23 protein-coding genes are annotated in these 16901 nt (G+C 38.5%); 19 read left to right on the top strand and 4 right to left on the bottom strand.

Features of this window, described 5'->3' with window-relative positions; genetic code table 11:
• Positions 1 to 39 precede the first annotated feature (39 nt).
• The 4 genes from E1140_RS07940 to E1140_RS07955 all read left to right on the top strand — a co-directional run bounded on the left by E1140_RS07940 (position 40) and on the right by E1140_RS07955 (position 2202).
• Positions 40 to 483, top strand: coding sequence for a MarR family winged helix-turn-helix transcriptional regulator (locus E1140_RS07940; protein ID WP_155181396.1), 444 nt, complete (start codon positions 40 to 42; stop codon positions 481 to 483).
• A 45-nt stretch (positions 484 to 528) separates the two neighbouring features.
• Positions 529 to 1206 carry a hypothetical protein gene (locus E1140_RS07945; RefSeq protein ID WP_155181399.1) on the top strand — a complete coding sequence of 226 codons (678 nt, stop codon included), beginning with the start codon at positions 529 to 531 and terminating at the stop codon, positions 1204 to 1206.
• A 60-nt stretch (positions 1207 to 1266) separates the two neighbouring features.
• Positions 1267 to 1701 (top strand): MarR family winged helix-turn-helix transcriptional regulator, encoded by a 435-nt coding sequence (locus tag E1140_RS07950; protein ID WP_155181402.1) that lies wholly within the window; start codon positions 1267 to 1269, stop codon positions 1699 to 1701.
• Between the two features lie 75 nt (positions 1702 to 1776).
• Entirely contained in the window at positions 1777 to 2202 is a 426-nt protein-coding gene (locus tag E1140_RS07955) for a nuclear transport factor 2 family protein (RefSeq protein ID WP_155181404.1), read from the top strand.
• 48 nt (positions 2203 to 2250) lie between these two features.
• Here E1140_RS07955 and E1140_RS07960 read toward each other — a convergent pair whose 3' ends face one another.
• Both E1140_RS07960 and E1140_RS07965 read right to left on the bottom strand, forming a co-directional pair.
• Positions 2251 to 2661 carry a LytTR family DNA-binding domain-containing protein gene (locus E1140_RS07960; RefSeq protein ID WP_155181407.1) on the bottom strand — a complete coding sequence of 137 codons (411 nt, stop codon included), beginning with the start codon at positions 2659 to 2661 and terminating at the stop codon, positions 2251 to 2253.
• A complete protein-coding gene (locus E1140_RS07965; RefSeq protein ID WP_155181410.1) occupies positions 2658 to 3161 on the bottom strand; it encodes a hypothetical protein in 504 nt (167 codons plus the stop codon). The genes E1140_RS07960 and E1140_RS07965 overlap by 4 nt, the downstream gene beginning before the upstream one ends.
• 187 nt (positions 3162 to 3348) lie before the next feature.
• Between E1140_RS07965 and E1140_RS07970 the strand changes: the two genes are divergently transcribed.
• The 14 genes from E1140_RS07970 to E1140_RS08035 all read left to right on the top strand — a co-directional run bounded on the left by E1140_RS07970 (position 3349) and on the right by E1140_RS08035 (position 14735).
• Entirely contained in the window at positions 3349 to 4116 is a 768-nt protein-coding gene (locus E1140_RS07970) for a CPBP family glutamic-type intramembrane protease (protein WP_155181413.1), read from the top strand.
• Positions 4117 to 4207: 91 nt separating this feature from the next.
• Entirely contained in the window at positions 4208 to 4564 is a 357-nt protein-coding gene (locus tag E1140_RS07975; protein ID WP_155181416.1) for a VOC family protein, read from the top strand.
• A gap of 381 nt (positions 4565 to 4945) precedes the next feature.
• Entirely contained in the window at positions 4946 to 5800 is an 855-nt protein-coding gene (locus E1140_RS07980) for a prephenate dehydratase (protein WP_155181419.1), read from the top strand.
• The gene (locus E1140_RS07985) at positions 5797 to 6957 is read left to right on the top strand and encodes a pyridoxal phosphate-dependent aminotransferase (protein ID WP_155181422.1); all 1161 of its coding nucleotides are present in this window, start codon (positions 5797 to 5799) and stop codon (positions 6955 to 6957) included. Before E1140_RS07980 ends, E1140_RS07985 begins: the two co-directional genes overlap by 4 nt.
• Positions 6957 to 7838: a prephenate dehydrogenase gene (locus tag E1140_RS07990; RefSeq protein ID WP_155181425.1), complete on the top strand. Its 882-nt coding sequence runs from the start codon at positions 6957 to 6959 to the stop codon at positions 7836 to 7838. Before E1140_RS07985 ends, E1140_RS07990 begins: the two co-directional genes overlap by 1 nt.
• Before the next feature lie 2 nt (positions 7839 to 7840).
• Complete coding sequence (locus E1140_RS07995) at positions 7841 to 8926, top strand: chorismate mutase (RefSeq protein WP_155181428.1); 1086 nt, start codon at positions 7841 to 7843, stop codon at positions 8924 to 8926.
• Positions 8927 to 9264: 338 nt separating this feature from the next.
• Complete coding sequence (locus tag E1140_RS08000) at positions 9265 to 9525, top strand: hypothetical protein (RefSeq protein WP_343034183.1); 261 nt, start codon at positions 9265 to 9267, stop codon at positions 9523 to 9525.
• Positions 9526 to 9564: 39 nt separating this feature from the next.
• Positions 9565 to 10527, top strand: coding sequence for a 23S rRNA (adenine(1618)-N(6))-methyltransferase RlmF (gene rlmF / locus E1140_RS08005; RefSeq protein ID WP_155181434.1), 963 nt, complete (start codon positions 9565 to 9567; stop codon positions 10525 to 10527).
• A 213-nt stretch (positions 10528 to 10740) separates the two neighbouring features.
• Positions 10741 to 11178: a type II secretion system protein GspG gene (locus tag E1140_RS08010; protein ID WP_155181437.1), complete on the top strand. Its 438-nt coding sequence runs from the start codon at positions 10741 to 10743 to the stop codon at positions 11176 to 11178.
• Between the two features lie 42 nt (positions 11179 to 11220).
• A complete protein-coding gene (locus tag E1140_RS08015) occupies positions 11221 to 12189 on the top strand; it encodes a hypothetical protein (RefSeq protein WP_155181439.1) in 969 nt (322 codons plus the stop codon).
• A 116-nt stretch (positions 12190 to 12305) separates the two neighbouring features.
• Positions 12306 to 13151, top strand: a complete 846-nt coding sequence (locus E1140_RS08020) for a bifunctional helix-turn-helix domain-containing protein/methylated-DNA--[protein]-cysteine S-methyltransferase (protein ID WP_155181442.1) — start codon at positions 12306 to 12308, stop codon at positions 13149 to 13151.
• Between the two features lie 31 nt (positions 13152 to 13182).
• Complete coding sequence (locus tag E1140_RS08025) at positions 13183 to 13887, top strand: 2OG-Fe(II) oxygenase (RefSeq protein ID WP_155181445.1); 705 nt, start codon at positions 13183 to 13185, stop codon at positions 13885 to 13887.
• Position 13888: 1 nt separating this feature from the next.
• A complete protein-coding gene (locus E1140_RS08030) occupies positions 13889 to 14134 on the top strand; it encodes an Ada metal-binding domain-containing protein (protein ID WP_155181448.1) in 246 nt (81 codons plus the stop codon).
• Positions 14121 to 14735: an alpha-ketoglutarate-dependent dioxygenase AlkB family protein gene (locus tag E1140_RS08035; protein ID WP_155181451.1), complete on the top strand. Its 615-nt coding sequence runs from the start codon at positions 14121 to 14123 to the stop codon at positions 14733 to 14735. Before E1140_RS08030 ends, E1140_RS08035 begins: the two co-directional genes overlap by 14 nt.
• On the opposite strand, the gene E1140_RS08040 is transcribed toward E1140_RS08035, so the two are convergent.
• Together E1140_RS08040 and E1140_RS08045 are read right to left on the bottom strand one after the other, a co-directional pair.
• Positions 14732 to 15253 carry a hypothetical protein gene (locus E1140_RS08040; RefSeq protein WP_155181454.1) on the bottom strand — a complete coding sequence of 174 codons (522 nt, stop codon included), beginning with the start codon at positions 15251 to 15253 and terminating at the stop codon, positions 14732 to 14734. The genes E1140_RS08035 and E1140_RS08040 overlap by 4 nt on opposite strands.
• 7 nt (positions 15254 to 15260) lie before the next feature.
• Positions 15261 to 15731, bottom strand: coding sequence for an ankyrin repeat domain-containing protein (locus tag E1140_RS08045; protein ID WP_155181456.1), 471 nt, complete (start codon positions 15729 to 15731; stop codon positions 15261 to 15263).
• A 158-nt stretch (positions 15732 to 15889) separates the two neighbouring features.
• On the opposite strand from E1140_RS08045, the gene E1140_RS08050 reads away from it, so the two are divergent.
• Positions 15890 to 16831 carry a LysR family transcriptional regulator gene (locus E1140_RS08050; RefSeq protein ID WP_155181459.1) on the top strand — a complete coding sequence of 314 codons (942 nt, stop codon included), beginning with the start codon at positions 15890 to 15892 and terminating at the stop codon, positions 16829 to 16831.
• Positions 16832 to 16901: the final 70 nt, after the last annotated feature.

The raw sequence follows: 16901 nt of genomic DNA on the forward strand, positions 1-16901 counted from the left end.
ATATACATGTATATACATATTTATTTTTAACTTTGTCTTATGAAGACTCCCAACTTCGATAGAATAGATCCAACGCTTTGCATTAATGCAAAAATCAGGAAGCTGCATAAGTTGACAGATAAAATCTATCAGGCCAGAATAAGACCTTTCGGCCTGAAGGGAAGCATGCTTTCTATCCTATTTATAGTTGGTAAGAACGAGGGGATCAACCAAAAAAATATTGCAGACCTGTTGGTTCTGGATCAGTCTACCATAAGTAGGGACTTAAAAAGACTGATTGACAAAGGCTGGATTCAGTTTGCCGTGGCGGATGACCCTAGAATGAAATTACTTTCGCTAACTGCTGATGGGAGGGCACTGTTGGAAAATGTAGCTCCTGTATGGGAAGCTACACATAAAGAGATGGAGGCATTATTAGGAGCATTCAGTATCCAACAGTTGAACAATATAACTGCAGCTGTAAAAGAAGCAGATTTAAAATAACTTATTTTCTAAAAATACATGTATATACAATTATAAATACAAGATATGGAAACTTTACCCAACTATGTCGGCCTTTTATTTATTGCCATCACGACCGTCACCATTGCGTTATTCTACAAGGCCACCAATAAAAACAAAGTAGCAATAGCCTATGTATTGGTTATGGCCATTTTTACTGGAGTTATGAGTTCTCAAGACTTCTTTTTAGACAACTATAATCTACCGCCACGATTTATTTTATTAATAGCTCCGACTATAGTGGTTATGATTATCACTTTTCTAACAAAAAAAGGCAAAGCCTTTATTGATAGTATTGATCTGGAAATGTACGGTTACTTGCATTCGGTTCGTGTAGCCGTTGAAATTGTTTTACTTTGGCTCTTTCTTCATGGTGTGCTGCCTGAATCTATGACTTTTGAAGGTCGTAACTTTGATATCCTATCAGGCTTGACAGCGCCCTTAGTTGCCTACTTTGGTTATCGACAAAGGAAAATGTCTAATGGTGCTTTATTAGCCTGGAATGTTATCTGCCTTGGTTTGGTGCTACAGGTGGTGATCACGGGGATCCTGTCTGTGCCTTCCCCTATCCAGCAGTTATCTTTTGAACAGCCTAATATTGCAGTGCTCTACTTCCCTTTTGTTTGGCTACCGGCCATAGTAGTGCCAGTAGTGATATTTGGTCATTTGGCTGCTATTCGGAGAGCCATATTGAAAATTCAATAATATATAATTGATATATCAATAATTATTTTTACTATTGCATTATCAATAATTGATATTGCAATGACAGGTGGTAAAATTGAAGACGTAATCCTATTCCAAATTGAGAAGACCAGTAAAATTTCAAAGGTCTATTCCCAAAGAGATTTTGATCGTCTCGGTTTGGGTATTACCATAGAGCAATGGATTCTACTAAAGATCATTGAGGAATTTGACCAAATGTCACAGAAAGAGCTGGCCGAAAAATCACTCCGAGATCCAGCTTCTATTACTCGCACATTAGACTTACTGTCCAAAAAGGGATTAATTGAAAGACAGGCTATTGAGAATAACAGAAGGCAGTATAACATAAAACTAACCTCTACAGGAAAGAAGTTTATTGTGGACAATTTTGGAACAGTCCAGGCGCATCGTAGTAAGAGTGTAGAAGGATTCACTTCTGAAGAACTAAAAACACTGGAAGGAATGCTGAAAAGAATTCAAAGCAATATGTCTTAAAAAAATTTACTCAATTAATTGATATATCAACTATTGTATTATCATAAATAAATCATAAACTTAAATTAACTGAAAATGGACAAATCAATTTTAATCGGGATGGTAGGAATGCTATTGAGCGCATGCGCAACAGCCCAACAATCAGAAACAGAAGCTGTAAAAGCCACTATCAAAAACTTTGCAAATGCTGGAGATTTTAATGATGCCGAGACCCTAGATAAATACTTGGATGAAAACTATCGGGTTGTCATGAATCAACTATTTGGGAGTACAGAAGTGGTAGTTATGCCTCGCTCAGTTTACTTGGAAAAGATCGCTTCCAAAGAATTTGGTGGTGACAGTCGTGAATTAAAAATCGAAAATGTGTTGATTAATGGAAATACAGCAAGTGCAAAAGTCACTTTCAAAGGAACCAAGATGACCTTTGTGTCGATAGTAACTGTAGTGAAGCATAACAATGGAGAATGGAAGATGCTAAGTGATGTGCCAGTAATTATGTAAAGGCTTTTTAGTTAAAAGAGGGAGTTCTCTTCCTCTTTTAATCTACAATCAAACTTCGACCGGTTCCAGTAGTAAATGCTTTATCTTTTGCAGCCGCTCTCGTGACATCACAAATTCTTTGTCACTGTCTTTCAATCTGACAATATATTTATCATTCTCCCAAAACGAATAGTTCAACAGGCATTCAAGGTTAATGATTGAGCTTCTGTTGATACGCACAAATCGATCGGGGTTAAGCTTCGCTTCTATTTCTGAAATATTCTCCTTTAAGCGGTATTTGTCTTCAATGGTATGTATAAAAGTCTTGCGGTCTTCCCGCTCTATCCACAATATTTTATTAACCTCAACAAACACCTCCCCAAATTCATCTGAAGCCATTAGACGCTCCTTGATTCTTTGAGTTTTGGTTGTATGCAAGTCCTCCCTGGTCTTACCAAGCTGCTCATTATATATCCTCAAAAGGTTAACGTTGATGATGAAATAACCAATGAGCAATACAGGTGGCAGGTAGGTGGCAGGTAGTTGACATAAAGCTTTAGACTGTAGAAGTATTCATTAAAATAAATGGCACTATCCAGATCAGGAAAGTAATGCAGTAAAAAACGGGCCGTTAAAGTTAATGGTGCAAAGAAGAAAAAAGCCATTAGCAAAAGCGGAAAAAACTTAAGTTCATAAAACAGAAGCTCCTTCGGTTGCAGCTTCACATCCATCAGCCCTATCTTGTTAGCGTAAATTCTTACCAACTGAAAAATAAGTGCTACAGTAATGCACTCTATCAAAAACTGATCAACCAGCACAAACCTGATAAGATTAACCACTGAAAATTCATCACTTCCTACCCAGTCCAGATTCTCAGGATGCAAGTAAATGATAGCCAGGTAAGCAATGATTACCACCAAAGTAGTTAGCATTACCGCCTTCCAGCTTTTCAAAAGATCGTAATTCAATTTAAGCCACATAGCACTCAGATTTCAGACATGAATATAGGCATTTCAGTCAATGGTCAGAAATTTCGAATGCCACTAATACCCTGATTTCAGACATTGAATCAAAGATTTGAGACACGGTTCAAAAAAGTTGAGGTTTTATTATATGTGATTTGGTTCAACAAAAAATTCATTCAGTTAAAACCAAAACATAATTATCATGGAAGAAATAATGCAATCTAATTCGTTTTTTATAGTGCCATTAACACTTGCTTATGGTGCTATCTGTGCAAGCTGGTTTTTAGTAAATGCTAAAACAAAATGGCCAATATCAACTATTCACAACTCCAACAAACCGAAGACAGACTTTATCATATCGCTAATAGCAGCAGTGGCAGTTATAGTTATTGGTCAGATATATTCAGCGGGTTTTCTCATACCCACTGCTGAAAATCACATTTTGCAAGGAGTCATTTGGATGTTGAATAATGTAATTATCTTCTCACCCATCCTTTTGACTTTATCTATAAGAAAACAAAGTCTTAACACATTATTTATTTCAAAAGAAAAACTCTGGTTAAAATTGGCATTTGGCATCGCAACTTCAATTCTAGGTGTGATCATTTTCATTGGATTAAGAGGAGAATGGAACAGGTTTATCCCTATTCTTACCGGTGCCTTTGAGTACAAGGCACTAACAAACTTCCCAGCTATCTTTTTTGAGAATATGATTCTGGCCTTTCTATTTGTTCGACTAAAGTGGATACTGGGTACCAAATGGGCAATAATAATCCCAGCCATCCTCTTTGCGTTTGCTCACGTGCCAGGCTCAATTGCTGAAGGTGACCCGTGGAGCCATATTCTCACCTTCTTTATATTAACGGGAAGTTTGACAACATTTATACTTTATACTGCTTATCGATCCAGAGATATTATCTGGCTTGGAGTAGTTCATTATATGATGGACATAGTAATTAAAGCATTCTAAAATCTAAAATCATACTAAAGTATTAGGTGGATAAAGTCCAAAAACTGGTACTTAGTTTGACATAGCTAAAAACATAAAACACACAAACCACATGACACTAGGAGCATTTTCACTCAGCCTTGCTGTAAAGGACATCACTGCCAGTCTTGATTTTTACACTAAACTTGGATTTGAAATTATTGATGGAGGTCATATCCACGAAGGATTTAAAGACACCGATAAAATGAAATGGCGAATCATTAAAAATGAATCTGTCAAGCTGGGTTTATTTCAGGGTATGTTCGATGACAACATGCTCACTTTTAATCCCAAAGATGTATTGTCCATTCAAAACGATCTTAAATCAAAAGGCCTAACGCTAATTAAGGAAACCTCAGAATCTGAAGCCATGAAGTCAATCATGCTTGCCGATCCTGATGGAAATCAAATTATGATGGACCAGCACTAATTAAGTTAGATATCTACAAAAGAACAGTGAATCAAAACCCAGCAATCGTTTTCGAAAATTATATTCATCACTTTTTTAATAATTATTGTTGGATACAAAAAAATATATAGCATATTTACCACCGTAATGAACGCGACAAGAACCTATACAACATATTTTAGCTTTTACTTTTTTTACTTTAAGTAATTAAAGGAGGCACTGTTGTATACATAAACATAGCACTAGGCCTCCAATTTGGAGGCCTTTTTTTATGTCTTGTTTGTAACGTCATTTCGAACAAATGAGCCATCAGCGAATGAGTGAGAAATCTCCTTAAGTTGAACGGGGATTTCTCTTCTGGAAAACCGGAAACCGAAATAACGATTACTTAATAAAGGACAAATGAACGAAAACGTAGAGACATTGACAGCACATAAAATTGCCATTCAGGGGTATGAAGGTAGTTTTCATCAGATAGCTGCTGAAGGATATTTTCATGAGTCCATTGACATCATCCCCTGCCCTTCGTTTTCCGAACTTGCTTACAAATGCAGCGATGCAGCAATAACCGATGGTGGCGTTATGGCCATTGAAAATTCTATCGCTGGTAGCATTCTATCTAATTACCAGTTGCTTCAAGGAGCCGATCTTTTCATTAAAGGAGAAATCTACTTGCAGATTAGTCAGCATCTAATGGCCTTGCCAGGCCAATCCATAAATGATATTGTTGAAGTACGCTCTCACCCAATGGCCATTTACCAGTGCCGACAGTATTTGAAACAATTTCCAAATATGAAGTTAGTGGAAGCGGAAGATACAGCTTTGAGTGCAAAGCAAGTGCTTGATAACAATTTAGTAGGTGTAGCTGCCATAGCCAGTAAAAAGGCCGCTGAGCTTTATAACTTAGAAATAATTGCACCTAATATAGAAACCGTGCATAACAACTATACCCGATTTCTGATTCTTGGGCGTCAGGCTAATGACCATGACGAAACGGCAAATAAGGCTTCATTATACTTTGGTGTAAGCCATGAGCCCGGAAGTCTGGCAAAAGCCTTAACGGCACTTGCGGAAATCAATGTCAACGTTTCTAAAATTCAGTCCTTTCCTGTTATCAAAAAGGAATGGGAGTACTACTTCCATCTGGACATAGAATTTGAAAATCACGAGCAGTATGAGAAGGGGCTTGAGGCCCTGGAAAAATACAGCAACGAGCTGAGGGTATTAGGAGTGTACAAAAAAGGAATTACGTTATGATCACCATCGCAGATAGAATAGCGGGTGTTGAAGAATACTACTTCTCTAAAAAATTGAGAGAGATTGCTCAGCTTAGGAGTCAGGGCAAAGACGTCATCAATTTGGGAATAGGCAGTCCCGATCTTAAGCCGGCTGACTCAGTTATAAAAGCATTGAACAATACATCAGAACAGGACAATGTACATGGCTACCAGAGCTATAAGGGCATACCTGCACTGAGAGGGGCCTTTGCTGACTGGTATAAAAAGTACTATCAGGTGGACTTAAATCCTGAGACTGAGATTTTACCACTGATAGGATCAAAGGAAGGTATCATGCACATTTCCATGACCTACTTAAATCCAGGTGATGAAGTACTGGTGCCTAATCCTGGCTACCCTGCTTATGCAGCGGCTGCCAATCTTACAGGTGCCTCTTGCAGATACTATAACCTGAGTGATGAGCAAGGCTGGTTGCCTGATTTGGAAGCTTTAGAGGGGACGGATCTGAACAAGGTAAAATTGATGTGGGTGAACTACCCCAACATGCCAACCGGAACAAGTGCCAGCACAGCTCTTTTTGAACAATTAAAGGCATTTGGTGAGCGGAACAAAATACTGATCTGCAATGACAATCCATATAGTTTTATACTCAACGATGAGCCTTTAAGCATGTTAAGTGCAGGACTATCAGATTATATATTGGAGCTCAATTCATTAAGCAAGTCGCACAACATGGCGGGTTGGCGCGTGGGTATGATAGCTGCAAAAGAACAGCATATCAACAACATCCTGACCTTCAAAAGTAATATGGACTCCGGGATGTTTTTAGGCATTCAGGCGGCAGCAATAGAAGCGTTAAAACTAGGTAAGGATTGGTATGATTCTATCGACAAGATTTACAAAGAACGCAGAGCGGTGGTATGGCAGATCATGGATACGTTGGATTGCAAATATGATAAAAACCAGGTCGGCATGTTTGTTTGGGCTAAAATCCCGGAAAGCATTGCTGATGTAGATGTCATGATCAACGAGATCTTATATCAGGCCGATGTGTTTATCACCCCCGGATTTATTTTCGGAGATCAGGGCAAAAGATATATCAGAATTTCCCTTTGTGCCCCTGTAGCAACTTTTGAAAAAGCATTAAAAAGAATAGAACAAATAAAGAACAAATAATGGTAGTAACAGTAATTGGAACAGGATTGATTGGCGGCTCGATGGCGCTGGATTTAAAGAAAAGGCGACTGGCCACCACGGTGTTAGGTGTGGACAAAAATAGCATTCATCTAGCGAAAGCGCTGGAAGTAGGTATTATAGATGAGGCCAAATCATTAGAGGAAGCGGTACCTTCTTCTGACCTTATCATTTTATCGATACCTGTAGATAATGCCCCTGAGGTGTTAACAGCAGTGCTTGACAACATCAAGCCAGGGGCTACAGTAATAGATGTTGGCTCAATTAAGCAAAACATCTGCAATGCAGTAGCAAATCACAAAAACAGAAGCCAGTTTGTGGCTTGTCACCCCATAGCAGGTACTGAGTTCTCAGGTCCTGACGCTGCCCATTATTATTTGTTCGATGGAAAAGTAAATATCATTTGTGATGCTGAGCATAGCAATGCCTCATCTTTGGCAGCAGCAGAAAAAGTGTTTGAATCCTTGAAGATGAAAACCATCAAGATGGAAGCCGCTGAGCATGACAGACACATTGCCTATGTTTCGCATTTGTCCCACATCACATCTTTCACATTAGGGCTTACCGTGCTTGACATTGAGAAAGATGAGAAGAGCATCTTTAACATGGCTGGTAGTGGTTTTGCCTCCACTGTTCGTTTGGCCAATAGCTCGGCTAATATGTGGGCTCCTATTTTTCATGAAAATAAGGAGAATTTAGTAACAGCTATTGATGCCTATGTAGATAAGCTCAATGCTTTGAAGCTAATGATTCAGCAGGACGAATTGCACAAAACACATGAACATATTGCTTCAGCCAATGAGATAAAAAGAATTTTGGACGGAATAGAACTAAAAGGTCAGGAGGCCGCTTTAAATAACTAATTATGGAAGCTTTACAGAAATTACCCGCAATAACAGATTGGTTCCCTGGAGTGGAAAGACCTATTGTAATCAGTGGACCGTGTAGCGCTGAATCTGAAGAACAAGTATTAGAAACTTGCATGCGCTTGAAAGCCACTGGTAAGGTGGATATGCTAAGAGCAGGGATTTGGAAACCCAGGACAAGACCCGGAAATTTTGAGGGTATTGGCTCCATTGGTTTAAAATGGCTACAAAAAGCCAAAGTGGCTACGGGGCTTCCTACAACTGTAGAAGTAGCTACCGCAGCACACGTACAGGAAGCGTTAAAGCATGGTGTTGATGTACTTTGGATTGGGGCCAGAACTACCGTAAATCCATTCTCTGTGCAGGAAGTGGCTGATGCTTTAAAAGGCGTTGATATTCCTGTATTGATCAAAAACCCAATTAATGCTGACCTTGATTTATGGATAGGTGCGATAGAACGCATCCAGCAGGCAGGTGTTACTCAGATTGGCGGTATCCACAGAGGGTTTGCCAAGTATGGTGAGAAACAATACCGTAATGCTCCACAATGGCAGCTTCCTATTGAATTAAAAAGAAGGTTCCCGAACCTACCGATGATCTGTGACCCTAGCCACATTTGTGGAAACAGACATATGCTATTTGAGGTAGCACAGGAGGCGTTAGATCTAAACTTTGATGGTGTGATGATAGAGTCACATATAGATCCTGATAATGCATGGAGTGATGCTAAGCAGCAAGTGGTACCAGAGCGAGTTGGCGAAATGGTAAATGATCTTGTCGTGAGAAACACCGCTCCACAAAACGGTAGTCTTTCAGGACTTTCTGCTTTCAGAAGTCAAATTGATAAATATGATGATGAGATCATGGCATTGTTTGCTCAAAGAATGGAAGTAGCTCAGAAAATTGGTCAGTATAAAAAGGAGAACAACATCTCTATTTTGCAGACTAAAAGATGGGAAGAGATTTTAGAAAAGGCCTTTTCTAAAGGTAGAAAAGTAGGTCTGAGTGATGAGTTTATTGAGAAGTATTTGAAAGCAGTTCATCAGGAGTCAATTGACCAGCAGAATAAGATTATGAATAAGTAATAAAGGCTTATGCTAATATTTTGAAAAGCCATTCTCAATTATGAGGATGGCTTTTTTTATCAAGCCCAGCCAGTCGAAGCATAAACAAATACACTCTTCGACAAGCTCAGGGTGAAATAAAACTCTTGCCGGACATGTTCCGGCTTGTCGGTCGACAGGCAGGCATCTCCAAGAGACCCCGGAATAAATCCGGGGAGTATGTGAATTCAGTCATTTCGTAGCGTAGCGGAGAAAACCTTTCCACTACCTTCTAAACACCTTGATTTGCAAATGAAATATTTAATATTTTACTTTGCATTTCAAAGTACTTTCAATATAAAAACAACAACATGATCACCATGAACAAAAGATTCACAATTATTCTTGCCTCGATACCAGTGCTCCTTCTTATTCCGTTGGTGGCTATGCAACTCACTAGCGAAGTAAACTGGACCATCTTGGATTTTGCAGTAATGGGTATACTGTTACTTTGTACTGGTCTGGCTTGCGAGTTTACACTCAGAAAATTTCAGAAGTTTGAGCAACGTTTAGGCATCTGCCTGGCTATTTTATTAGCGTTTCTGATCATTTGGGCAGAACTTGCAGTGGGTATTTTCTAAATTATCCCGTATAACACATTCATCACCATACAGCATATCATGGCATCAAAGAAAAGTCAGGAGATAAAAGCCCGATTACACCCTCGCAATAAAAACCGTGAACGCTATGATCTAAAGGCATTAATAGTCTCCATTCCCGAATTAAAGAAGCATGTAAAACCTAACAAGTATGGTGATGATTCTGTTGACTTTGCCAATCCTTCTGCTGTCAAAATTTTAAATAAGGCCTTACTCAATCATTATTATGGCATAAAACATTGGGAGTTTCCTGATGATAACTTATGTCCGCCTATTCCGGGCAGAGCAGATTATCTTCATCATATAGCTGACTTGCTTGGCTCGAGTAACTTTGGCAATATACCTAAGGGCAGCAAGGTTATCGGTTATGATATTGGTATTGGTGCCAATTGCATCTACCCGATCATAGGAGCAGTTGAATATGGCTGGCATTTTATTGGGTCAGACATTGACCCAAAGTCTGTCCAAGCTGCTCAAAAGATTGTAGATGCTAACCCGTCTCTTAAAGGCAAGATTGATTGCCGACTACAGGAAAACCCCAAAGACTCCTTTTATGGCATTATTGGTAAGGAAGATAAAATTGATTTTTCCATTTGCAACCCTCCTTTCCATGCATCGGCAGAAGAGGCAAGGCAAGGCACTGCCAGAAAAGTAAAAAATTTAACAGGAAAAGCGGTTAAGAATCCCGAACTCAACTTTGCCGGCATTAATAATGAGCTTATTTGTGATGGTGGTGAATATAAGTTCGTTAATAATATGATTAGAGAAAGTAAGAAGTTCTCAACCAACTGCTTTTGGTTCTCTTCGCTGGTATCCAAACAATCTAACTTAAAAAGCATATATCAGTCGCTGGACAAATTTGAAGCAGTTGAGGTTAAAACAATTCCTACAGGCACAGGCAATAAATCAGCACGCATCGTTGCCTGGACCTTCTTAACAAAAGAAGAACAAAAGAAGTGGCGTGAGAGTAGGTGGAAAGTTTAGTTTTCATTAGGTCCGCCTTACCGCAGACTCCGCCCCGGATTTATTCAGGGGTCTCATTTAAAAGATGCCGGAACAGGTCCGGCAAGACATCTTCTCTTTTCGTCATTGCGAAGACGACTGCAAGGAGGACGTGGAAATCTCTAAGAATTGGTTGAATTAATAAAACATATTGTATTGAATTGCTATTTTTAACTATCATCAAACACTAACTGATTGATAGATATAATCAAAAGCATATTCTTTTTTCTATTTGATATAGCGATATTCAAAAAAAGAGTAGACAAAGGAAAATCTGTAAAGTGGTTCGATATAATAATCTCTCCTTCCATTCGCTATTCAATTATTATTGCTTTAATCCTTATTCTGTGTTTTTCAATATTCAGGATTCTAACCTTTGATTATTTCAAGACTCAAAACACAATTCATCGTCTTGATGAGATTAAAACTGCAATTGAAAAGTATGAAAGTCAAACCGGTGCTTATCCAAGAACAATAGATCAACTCATTGGCAGTAGACCTCTAAGAAAAGATTGGGGTTTTGACGCTTGGGGAAATCCTATTGTATATACCATTTTAGATAAAAGTTTTGAATTGCTATCTGCTGGAAAAGATGGAAAAGTAAACACTGAAGATGATATCATTTTAAAATAGAATAGTTTCAACAATTGCTATCGAATCAAACAGATTTAAAAAATGAACACAGCTATATTAAGTATTAGTCTGTGGCTTATCCTTTGGCAAGGCACAGTATCATTCTCCCAACCCAGCTACCTCACCTATCACAATGAAGTTATAGAAATTGAACAGCTTATTGTAGATCATAAGTTTGAGGCTGCCCTCGAACAATATACCCAACTCTTCGATTCCTATGATTTTGTGTTTTTAAAAGAATACAAAGTTGCAGCGCAGCTTGCCATATTAACTAACAACAACACCCTTGCTACAGATTATTTAAAGTCAGGCATCAAAGGTGGTTGGACTCCAAAAGCAATAAAAAAGAATAAGTTAGTTAGGCCATTATTGGATGCTCTATCAAAAGTAGAAATAACTCATTTAATAGAAGATTATCAAAAGACTTTAAACCAACCATTGCGCAATCAAGCTCATGAGATGTTTAAGAAAGATCAAAAAATGGCCTTTAAAGCGCTTTTCAAAATTGGTCAAAAAGCAAAGAACAGATACAATGAAGAGAAGTTTGCACCTCATAGCGAACAACAGATAGCTCATTTAATCAAAATCCTTAATTCTTCAGGCTATCCTGGTGAAAGGCTGATTGGAAATGATTTCTGGCTATCAACCGTGCTAAGTCATCATAATTCTATTTCTTCTGCCTACAACAAAGCAGATACCCTGTTTGATTATTCAAGACCAAAGCTTTTAAAAGCAATAGACAATGGCCAAATGTCACCCATTGAATTTGTTCTGGCAGAAGACTGGAAAGTAGCCTCAGAAAGCAATCATGGTCAGGCAGCCTATGGTTTCCTCGGACCAACACTAAACATCGAAACAGCGCGTAAAGCTAACAACATGCGCAAAAAAATTGGATTGAGAAGTGTGGAACTAAGGAATCAGCTCATAGACATTGAAGAAGAAACCGGCATTAATCTCTATCTACCGAGAAATCCATGGCAGGATGGTAAAATTGAGATTGTTGATAATTAGTATTTTCATAATTCAACCCTCAGTTTCCAGATGACTCATAAGTTAACACCGCAAGATTCGGGTGTTAGCCACCATCCCTCATCGCTAGATTTACACTATATTTAAATAATCAAGCGATGACCACTACTCAACAACAGATCGATTTTGATAGAATAGCAGAAGCTATTGCCTATTTAAAAGACAACTTCAGGCAGCAGCCTAACCTTGATGAGGTTGCGGAAAAAGTGCACCTAAGTCCGTTTCATTTTCAAAGAATGTTTACTGATTGGGCAGGTGTTAGCCCGAAGAAGTTTTTGCAATACCTCAGTATTGAGCATGCCAAAAAACTATTGGCCGAACAGAAAGCAACATTGGCTGACGCCAGCTATGACACCGGTCTGTCAGGTCCAGCGCGCCTTCATGATCTTTTCATAAACATAGAAGGTATGACACCAGCGGAATACAAAAATGGTGGCAGCAATTTATCTATCAACTATAGCTTTGCTGAGAGTCCATTTGGAAACATGCTTATTGCCTCCACTCCAAAAGGTATTTGCCATATTGCTTTTGCAGATGATGGGCAGACAGCTTTAATGGAACTTTATCAAAAATTTCCCGAAGCCCATTATTCGCAGAAAATGGACTTGAAGCAGCAAAATGCATTATTCATTTTCACCCATGATTGGTCGAAGTTGCATGAGATAAAGCTCCACCTTAAGGGTACAGATTTTCAACTCAAGGTTTGGGAATCGTTGATCAAAATACCGCAAGGAAAACTGAGCACCTACGGGCACATAGCACAACAAATTAATCATCCAAAGGCCTCTAGAGCTGTAGGAACTGCCATTGGCAGCAATCCGGTCGCCTTTTTAATTCCCTGTCACCGTGTTATTCAGTCTACCGGTCATTTTGGGCAGTACCGCTGGGGAAGTAATCGTAAAACCGCCATTATAGGCTGGGAGTCTGCACAGTCAGCTAAATAAGCGGCCTTTTATTTACTAAAATTCATTTCTGATGAAAGACAAAATTCAATTATTGAACTGGGATGATATTGCCCATGAATTAAATACCAGGGGCTATGCCGCTATACCCTCACTGCTGTCACCGGAACAGTGTGAAGCACTTAGGGCCCTTTACCATAAAAAGACAGGCTACAGAAAAACTGTGATTATGGAAAGGCACCGATTTGGTTTGGGAGAGTACAAGTATTTTGATTATCCCTTACCACCACTCATTCAGGCCCTTAGAACCAATATTTACAAACATCTGGCCCCTATAGCAAATTTGTGGATGAAAGCATTAAATACAGGCATCACCTACCCTGCCACACACACAGAGTTTTTGGAAATATGCAAGGCACATGAACAAACAAAGCCTACCGTTTTGATATTAAAATATGGTGAGGGTGGATTTAATACACTCCATCAGGATTTATATGGCGAAGTTTATTTCCCTATTCAAATGGTAATGTTTCTGAGTCACTACGGTCACGACTATGAAGGTGGTGAGTTTGTAATGACAGAGCAAGTGCCAAAAGCACAATCTAAAGCCATTGTGTTAAAGCCAAAATTGGGTGATGTAGTACTTTTTGCTACCAATTTTAGACCAGTTAAAGGTAAAAACGGTTATTATAGAGCCAATATGAGACATGGGGTAAGTGAACTTACTAAAGGAAGCAGAATGACAGCTGGCATAATCTTTCATGATGCATTGAGTTAATATGATCCATCATGAGACCATAAATGATGCTGACCTGCATTATAAAATTAGAAGTCGTGCTATTTTATATGCAGGAAACAGAAAACTTAAGATATATGGTCAACTAAGTTGCAGGTCAGGTAAAAGAATGAATAAGGAAAACAGGGTATTTTTTAAAGACCGGAATGAAGCACTTAGTTCAGGTTACAGACCTTGCGGACACTGTCTGAATGCAGAATACAAAAATTGGAAGAATGGAATTATTTGAGAGTAAAGCTGATCCTTCAAAGAATATCTTACCGGCCGATGGCATAGCCAACTACTATGGTAAAATAATGTCGCTTAAAGATGCTGATCATTATTATGAAATGCTTCGCAATACTATAAAATGGCAAAACGATGAGGCCATCATATTCGGCAAGAAAATAATTACTAAACGCAAGGTAGCATGGTATGGTGATCAGCCTTTTTCCTACACCTATTCTAAGGTGACCAAGAGTGCTTTACCTTGGACCCCTGAACTAATTAAACTTAAAGCACTGGTTGAGAAAGAGTCTAAAGAAACTTATAATTCTTGTCTACTCAACTTATATCATAATGGCAGTGAAGGTATGGCATGGCATAGCGATGGCGAAAAAGATCTTAAAAAAGATGGCGCTATAGCATCAGTTACTCTTGGGGTTGAACGTAAATTTGGCTTTAAGCACAAAGAAACAAAAGAGGTAGTCTCACTTATGCTAGAACATGGCAGTCTGCTTATAATGAAAGGAACTACACAAACCCATTGGTTGCACAGGCTACCTCCAACAAAAAAAGTATCTGGAGCAAGAATAAACCTCACTTTCAGAACAATTGAAAACCAAATTTAATTGGCCAGAAATGAGCTTAACAAATCGAGCGCAACTGATTTCAAATCCTTATTCTCTAAAGGAATAGAACAGGTCAGGGATTGAAATTCTATGGCATCAAATTCTGTATTGGTATGCACATGGTCTATGCAGTCTTTTAAAGCTATGCTTACCTTATTTTGTGAATAGTCAACCAGAACCTGTTGAGCCTCTGCTATATATTGACTGTACCACTGACTTCTTGAAGACAAGTACATAAGTCTTAGAAAGTATTGTTCAAATGTAGATTGCTTATCAGTCGTTCTGAAAAACTTCTCCAGTTGATTCTTGTCATACTCTTTACCAACCTCTCTGCACAATAATTTTATAATGTTCTTATTTTGATCTACCTCTGAGAAATAGAGTATATCTGTTCTGAATTTCGAGCTGATAAGTAAAAATTGGTGCCCAATGATGCCTCGTAAAACACTATTAAAATTTGTTAGCTTACCAGCATCCAAATAAAAGCCTCGAGCCTGCGGCCCTTGTATGCTAATCATCAGCATATCACTGTAGCATCGTCATTACTTCCTGATTTCCCTGTCGCTCTGCCTGCTCATAGGCAGTATTCCCTTTTGCATCTGTCATACTAAGATCAGCTCCATTCTGTACAAGTAACTTCACCATATCCTGCTGACCAAAGTTTATAGCATAGAACAACGCTGTAGCTCCGTTGGCACTTTGTAAGTTAACATCAGCTCCCTTGTCAATCAGGTATTGAGCTATCTCTTCATATCCTTTAAAGCAAACACCCATTAAGGCCGTGTTTCCATTCACATCCTGTTCGTTAACGTTTGCACCTTTTTCCAATAAAAATTTAGTGATCTCCAGATTTCCCATATAGGTAGTAAATACTAGCGGAGTAAACCCCTTTTGGTCTTTTTCATTGACAAGGTTCCCATCTTCCTCTATTAAAGATTTTATTTTGGCTAAGTCGCCTTCTCTAATCGCATTAAATACAGACATTGCATTATTCATAAAAAATGGTCATTTCATCAACTCTTAATTTACAAAGAGAATCGGAAACAGCCATTAGGTTAGTAAATTGTTTTCTTTTGTAACTCCTCACTTAGACATACAACCCAATGTTAGTATTAATATTATTAATTAGATTTACACTCTCATTAGTATAACTTATGACCTTACAGCAACTACAATATGCGCTAGCACTGCAGCGACACAAGAGTTTTAGAATTGCAGCTCAGAAATTGAATCTATCGCAGCCCGGACTCAGCTTACAAATAGGTAAGCTGGAAAAAGAGATAGGACTACTTTTATTCGATAGATCTAAAAGCCCTATAAACCCAACACCAGAAGGTTCGAAATTTCTAGCAAAGGCTCACGAAATTATTGTAAGCACAGATGAACTGCAGGAATTTGCGAATAATATGTCAGATACGCTGTCTGGTAAGATTTCACTTGGTATTATACCCACACTTGCTCCATTTTTGGTTCCACTTTTTGCCGATTCTTTCCAGCAAACCCACAGCGACATTGCTTTGGATATTAACGAAATGACCACTGAGCTTGTGGTAAGAGGGGTTTTGAACGGTGACCTCGATGCCGGCATAATTTCAACACCAATTCAGGCTTTTGGCCTTTTGAGCCAACCCCTTTTTTATGAAAAATTCTTTTTCTATAAATCCGGTGATACAGAAAACTCAAAAATCTCCTTATCAAGTATCGATTACAGTAAGCTCTGGCTGCTAAATGAGGGCAACTGTTTCAGAGACCAAATCAACAACTTTTGTAACCTCAGTGAAATAAGGAAAAACAAGAAGTTTATTTATAGAAGTAATTCAATAGATGCACTTATAAGAATTGTTGATGTAAAGGGTGGCATGACTATTTTGCCTGAGCTTACTACCTTAAGTCTTAATGAGCATCAGGAGGAAAACATTTGCCAGATCGACTCGAAAAATCCAAAGGCCAGGGAAATAGGCCTAATTACCAGAACCAGAAATAACAAAGAGAATATGCTCAATGAACTCTGCAGCCATATTAAGAGCAATATTCCCAAAGCCATGCTCACTAACACTGGTTTAGATGTTGTAGATCCTAATATTCAGATGGAATAACCTATTCATGGCTAATTAGTTAGGTTTTCATTTTATCTACAAATGTAACATTCAAACGTTTGTCCTTTGA

Source organism: Fulvivirga lutimaris (assembly GCF_009711525.1).
Classification (GTDB): Bacteria; Bacteroidota; Bacteroidia; order Cytophagales; family Cyclobacteriaceae; genus Fulvivirga; species Fulvivirga lutimaris.

Bases quoted from the DNA above. Each gene is read 5' to 3' on its own strand.
- E1140_RS07940 (WP_155181396.1), top strand. From the start codon at position 40: ATGAAGACTCCCAACTTCGATAGAATAGATCCAACGCTTTGCATTAAT.
- E1140_RS07945 (WP_155181399.1), top strand. From the start codon at position 529: ATGGAAACTTTACCCAACTATGTCGGCCTTTTATTTATTGCCATCACG.
- E1140_RS07950 (WP_155181402.1), top strand. From the start codon at position 1,267: ATGACAGGTGGTAAAATTGAAGACGTAATCCTATTCCAAATTGAGAAG.
- E1140_RS07955 (WP_155181404.1), top strand. From the start codon at position 1,777: ATGGACAAATCAATTTTAATCGGGATGGTAGGAATGCTATTGAGCGCA.
- E1140_RS07965 (WP_155181410.1), bottom strand. From the start codon at position 3,161: ATGTGGCTTAAATTGAATTACGATCTTTTGAAAAGCTGGAAGGCGGTA.
- E1140_RS07970 (WP_155181413.1), top strand. From the start codon at position 3,349: ATGGAAGAAATAATGCAATCTAATTCGTTTTTTATAGTGCCATTAACA.
- E1140_RS07975 (WP_155181416.1), top strand. From the start codon at position 4,208: ATGACACTAGGAGCATTTTCACTCAGCCTTGCTGTAAAGGACATCACT.
- E1140_RS07980 (WP_155181419.1), top strand. From the start codon at position 4,946: ATGAACGAAAACGTAGAGACATTGACAGCACATAAAATTGCCATTCAG.
- E1140_RS07985 (WP_155181422.1), top strand. From the start codon at position 5,797: ATGATCACCATCGCAGATAGAATAGCGGGTGTTGAAGAATACTACTTC.
- E1140_RS07990 (WP_155181425.1), top strand. From the start codon at position 6,957: ATGGTAGTAACAGTAATTGGAACAGGATTGATTGGCGGCTCGATGGCG.
- E1140_RS07995 (WP_155181428.1), top strand. From the start codon at position 7,841: ATGGAAGCTTTACAGAAATTACCCGCAATAACAGATTGGTTCCCTGGA.
- E1140_RS08000 (WP_343034183.1), top strand. From the start codon at position 9,265: ATGAACAAAAGATTCACAATTATTCTTGCCTCGATACCAGTGCTCCTT.
- rlmF (WP_155181434.1), top strand. From the start codon at position 9,565: ATGGCATCAAAGAAAAGTCAGGAGATAAAAGCCCGATTACACCCTCGC.
- E1140_RS08015 (WP_155181439.1), top strand. From the start codon at position 11,221: ATGAACACAGCTATATTAAGTATTAGTCTGTGGCTTATCCTTTGGCAA.
- E1140_RS08020 (WP_155181442.1), top strand. From the start codon at position 12,306: ATGACCACTACTCAACAACAGATCGATTTTGATAGAATAGCAGAAGCT.
- E1140_RS08025 (WP_155181445.1), top strand. From the start codon at position 13,183: ATGAAAGACAAAATTCAATTATTGAACTGGGATGATATTGCCCATGAA.
- E1140_RS08030 (WP_155181448.1), top strand. From the start codon at position 13,889: ATGATCCATCATGAGACCATAAATGATGCTGACCTGCATTATAAAATT.
- E1140_RS08035 (WP_155181451.1), top strand. From the start codon at position 14,121: ATGGAATTATTTGAGAGTAAAGCTGATCCTTCAAAGAATATCTTACCG.
- E1140_RS08040 (WP_155181454.1), bottom strand. From the start codon at position 15,253: ATGATTAGCATACAAGGGCCGCAGGCTCGAGGCTTTTATTTGGATGCT.
- E1140_RS08045 (WP_155181456.1), bottom strand. From the start codon at position 15,731: ATGAATAATGCAATGTCTGTATTTAATGCGATTAGAGAAGGCGACTTA.
- E1140_RS08050 (WP_155181459.1), top strand. From the start codon at position 15,890: ATGACCTTACAGCAACTACAATATGCGCTAGCACTGCAGCGACACAAG.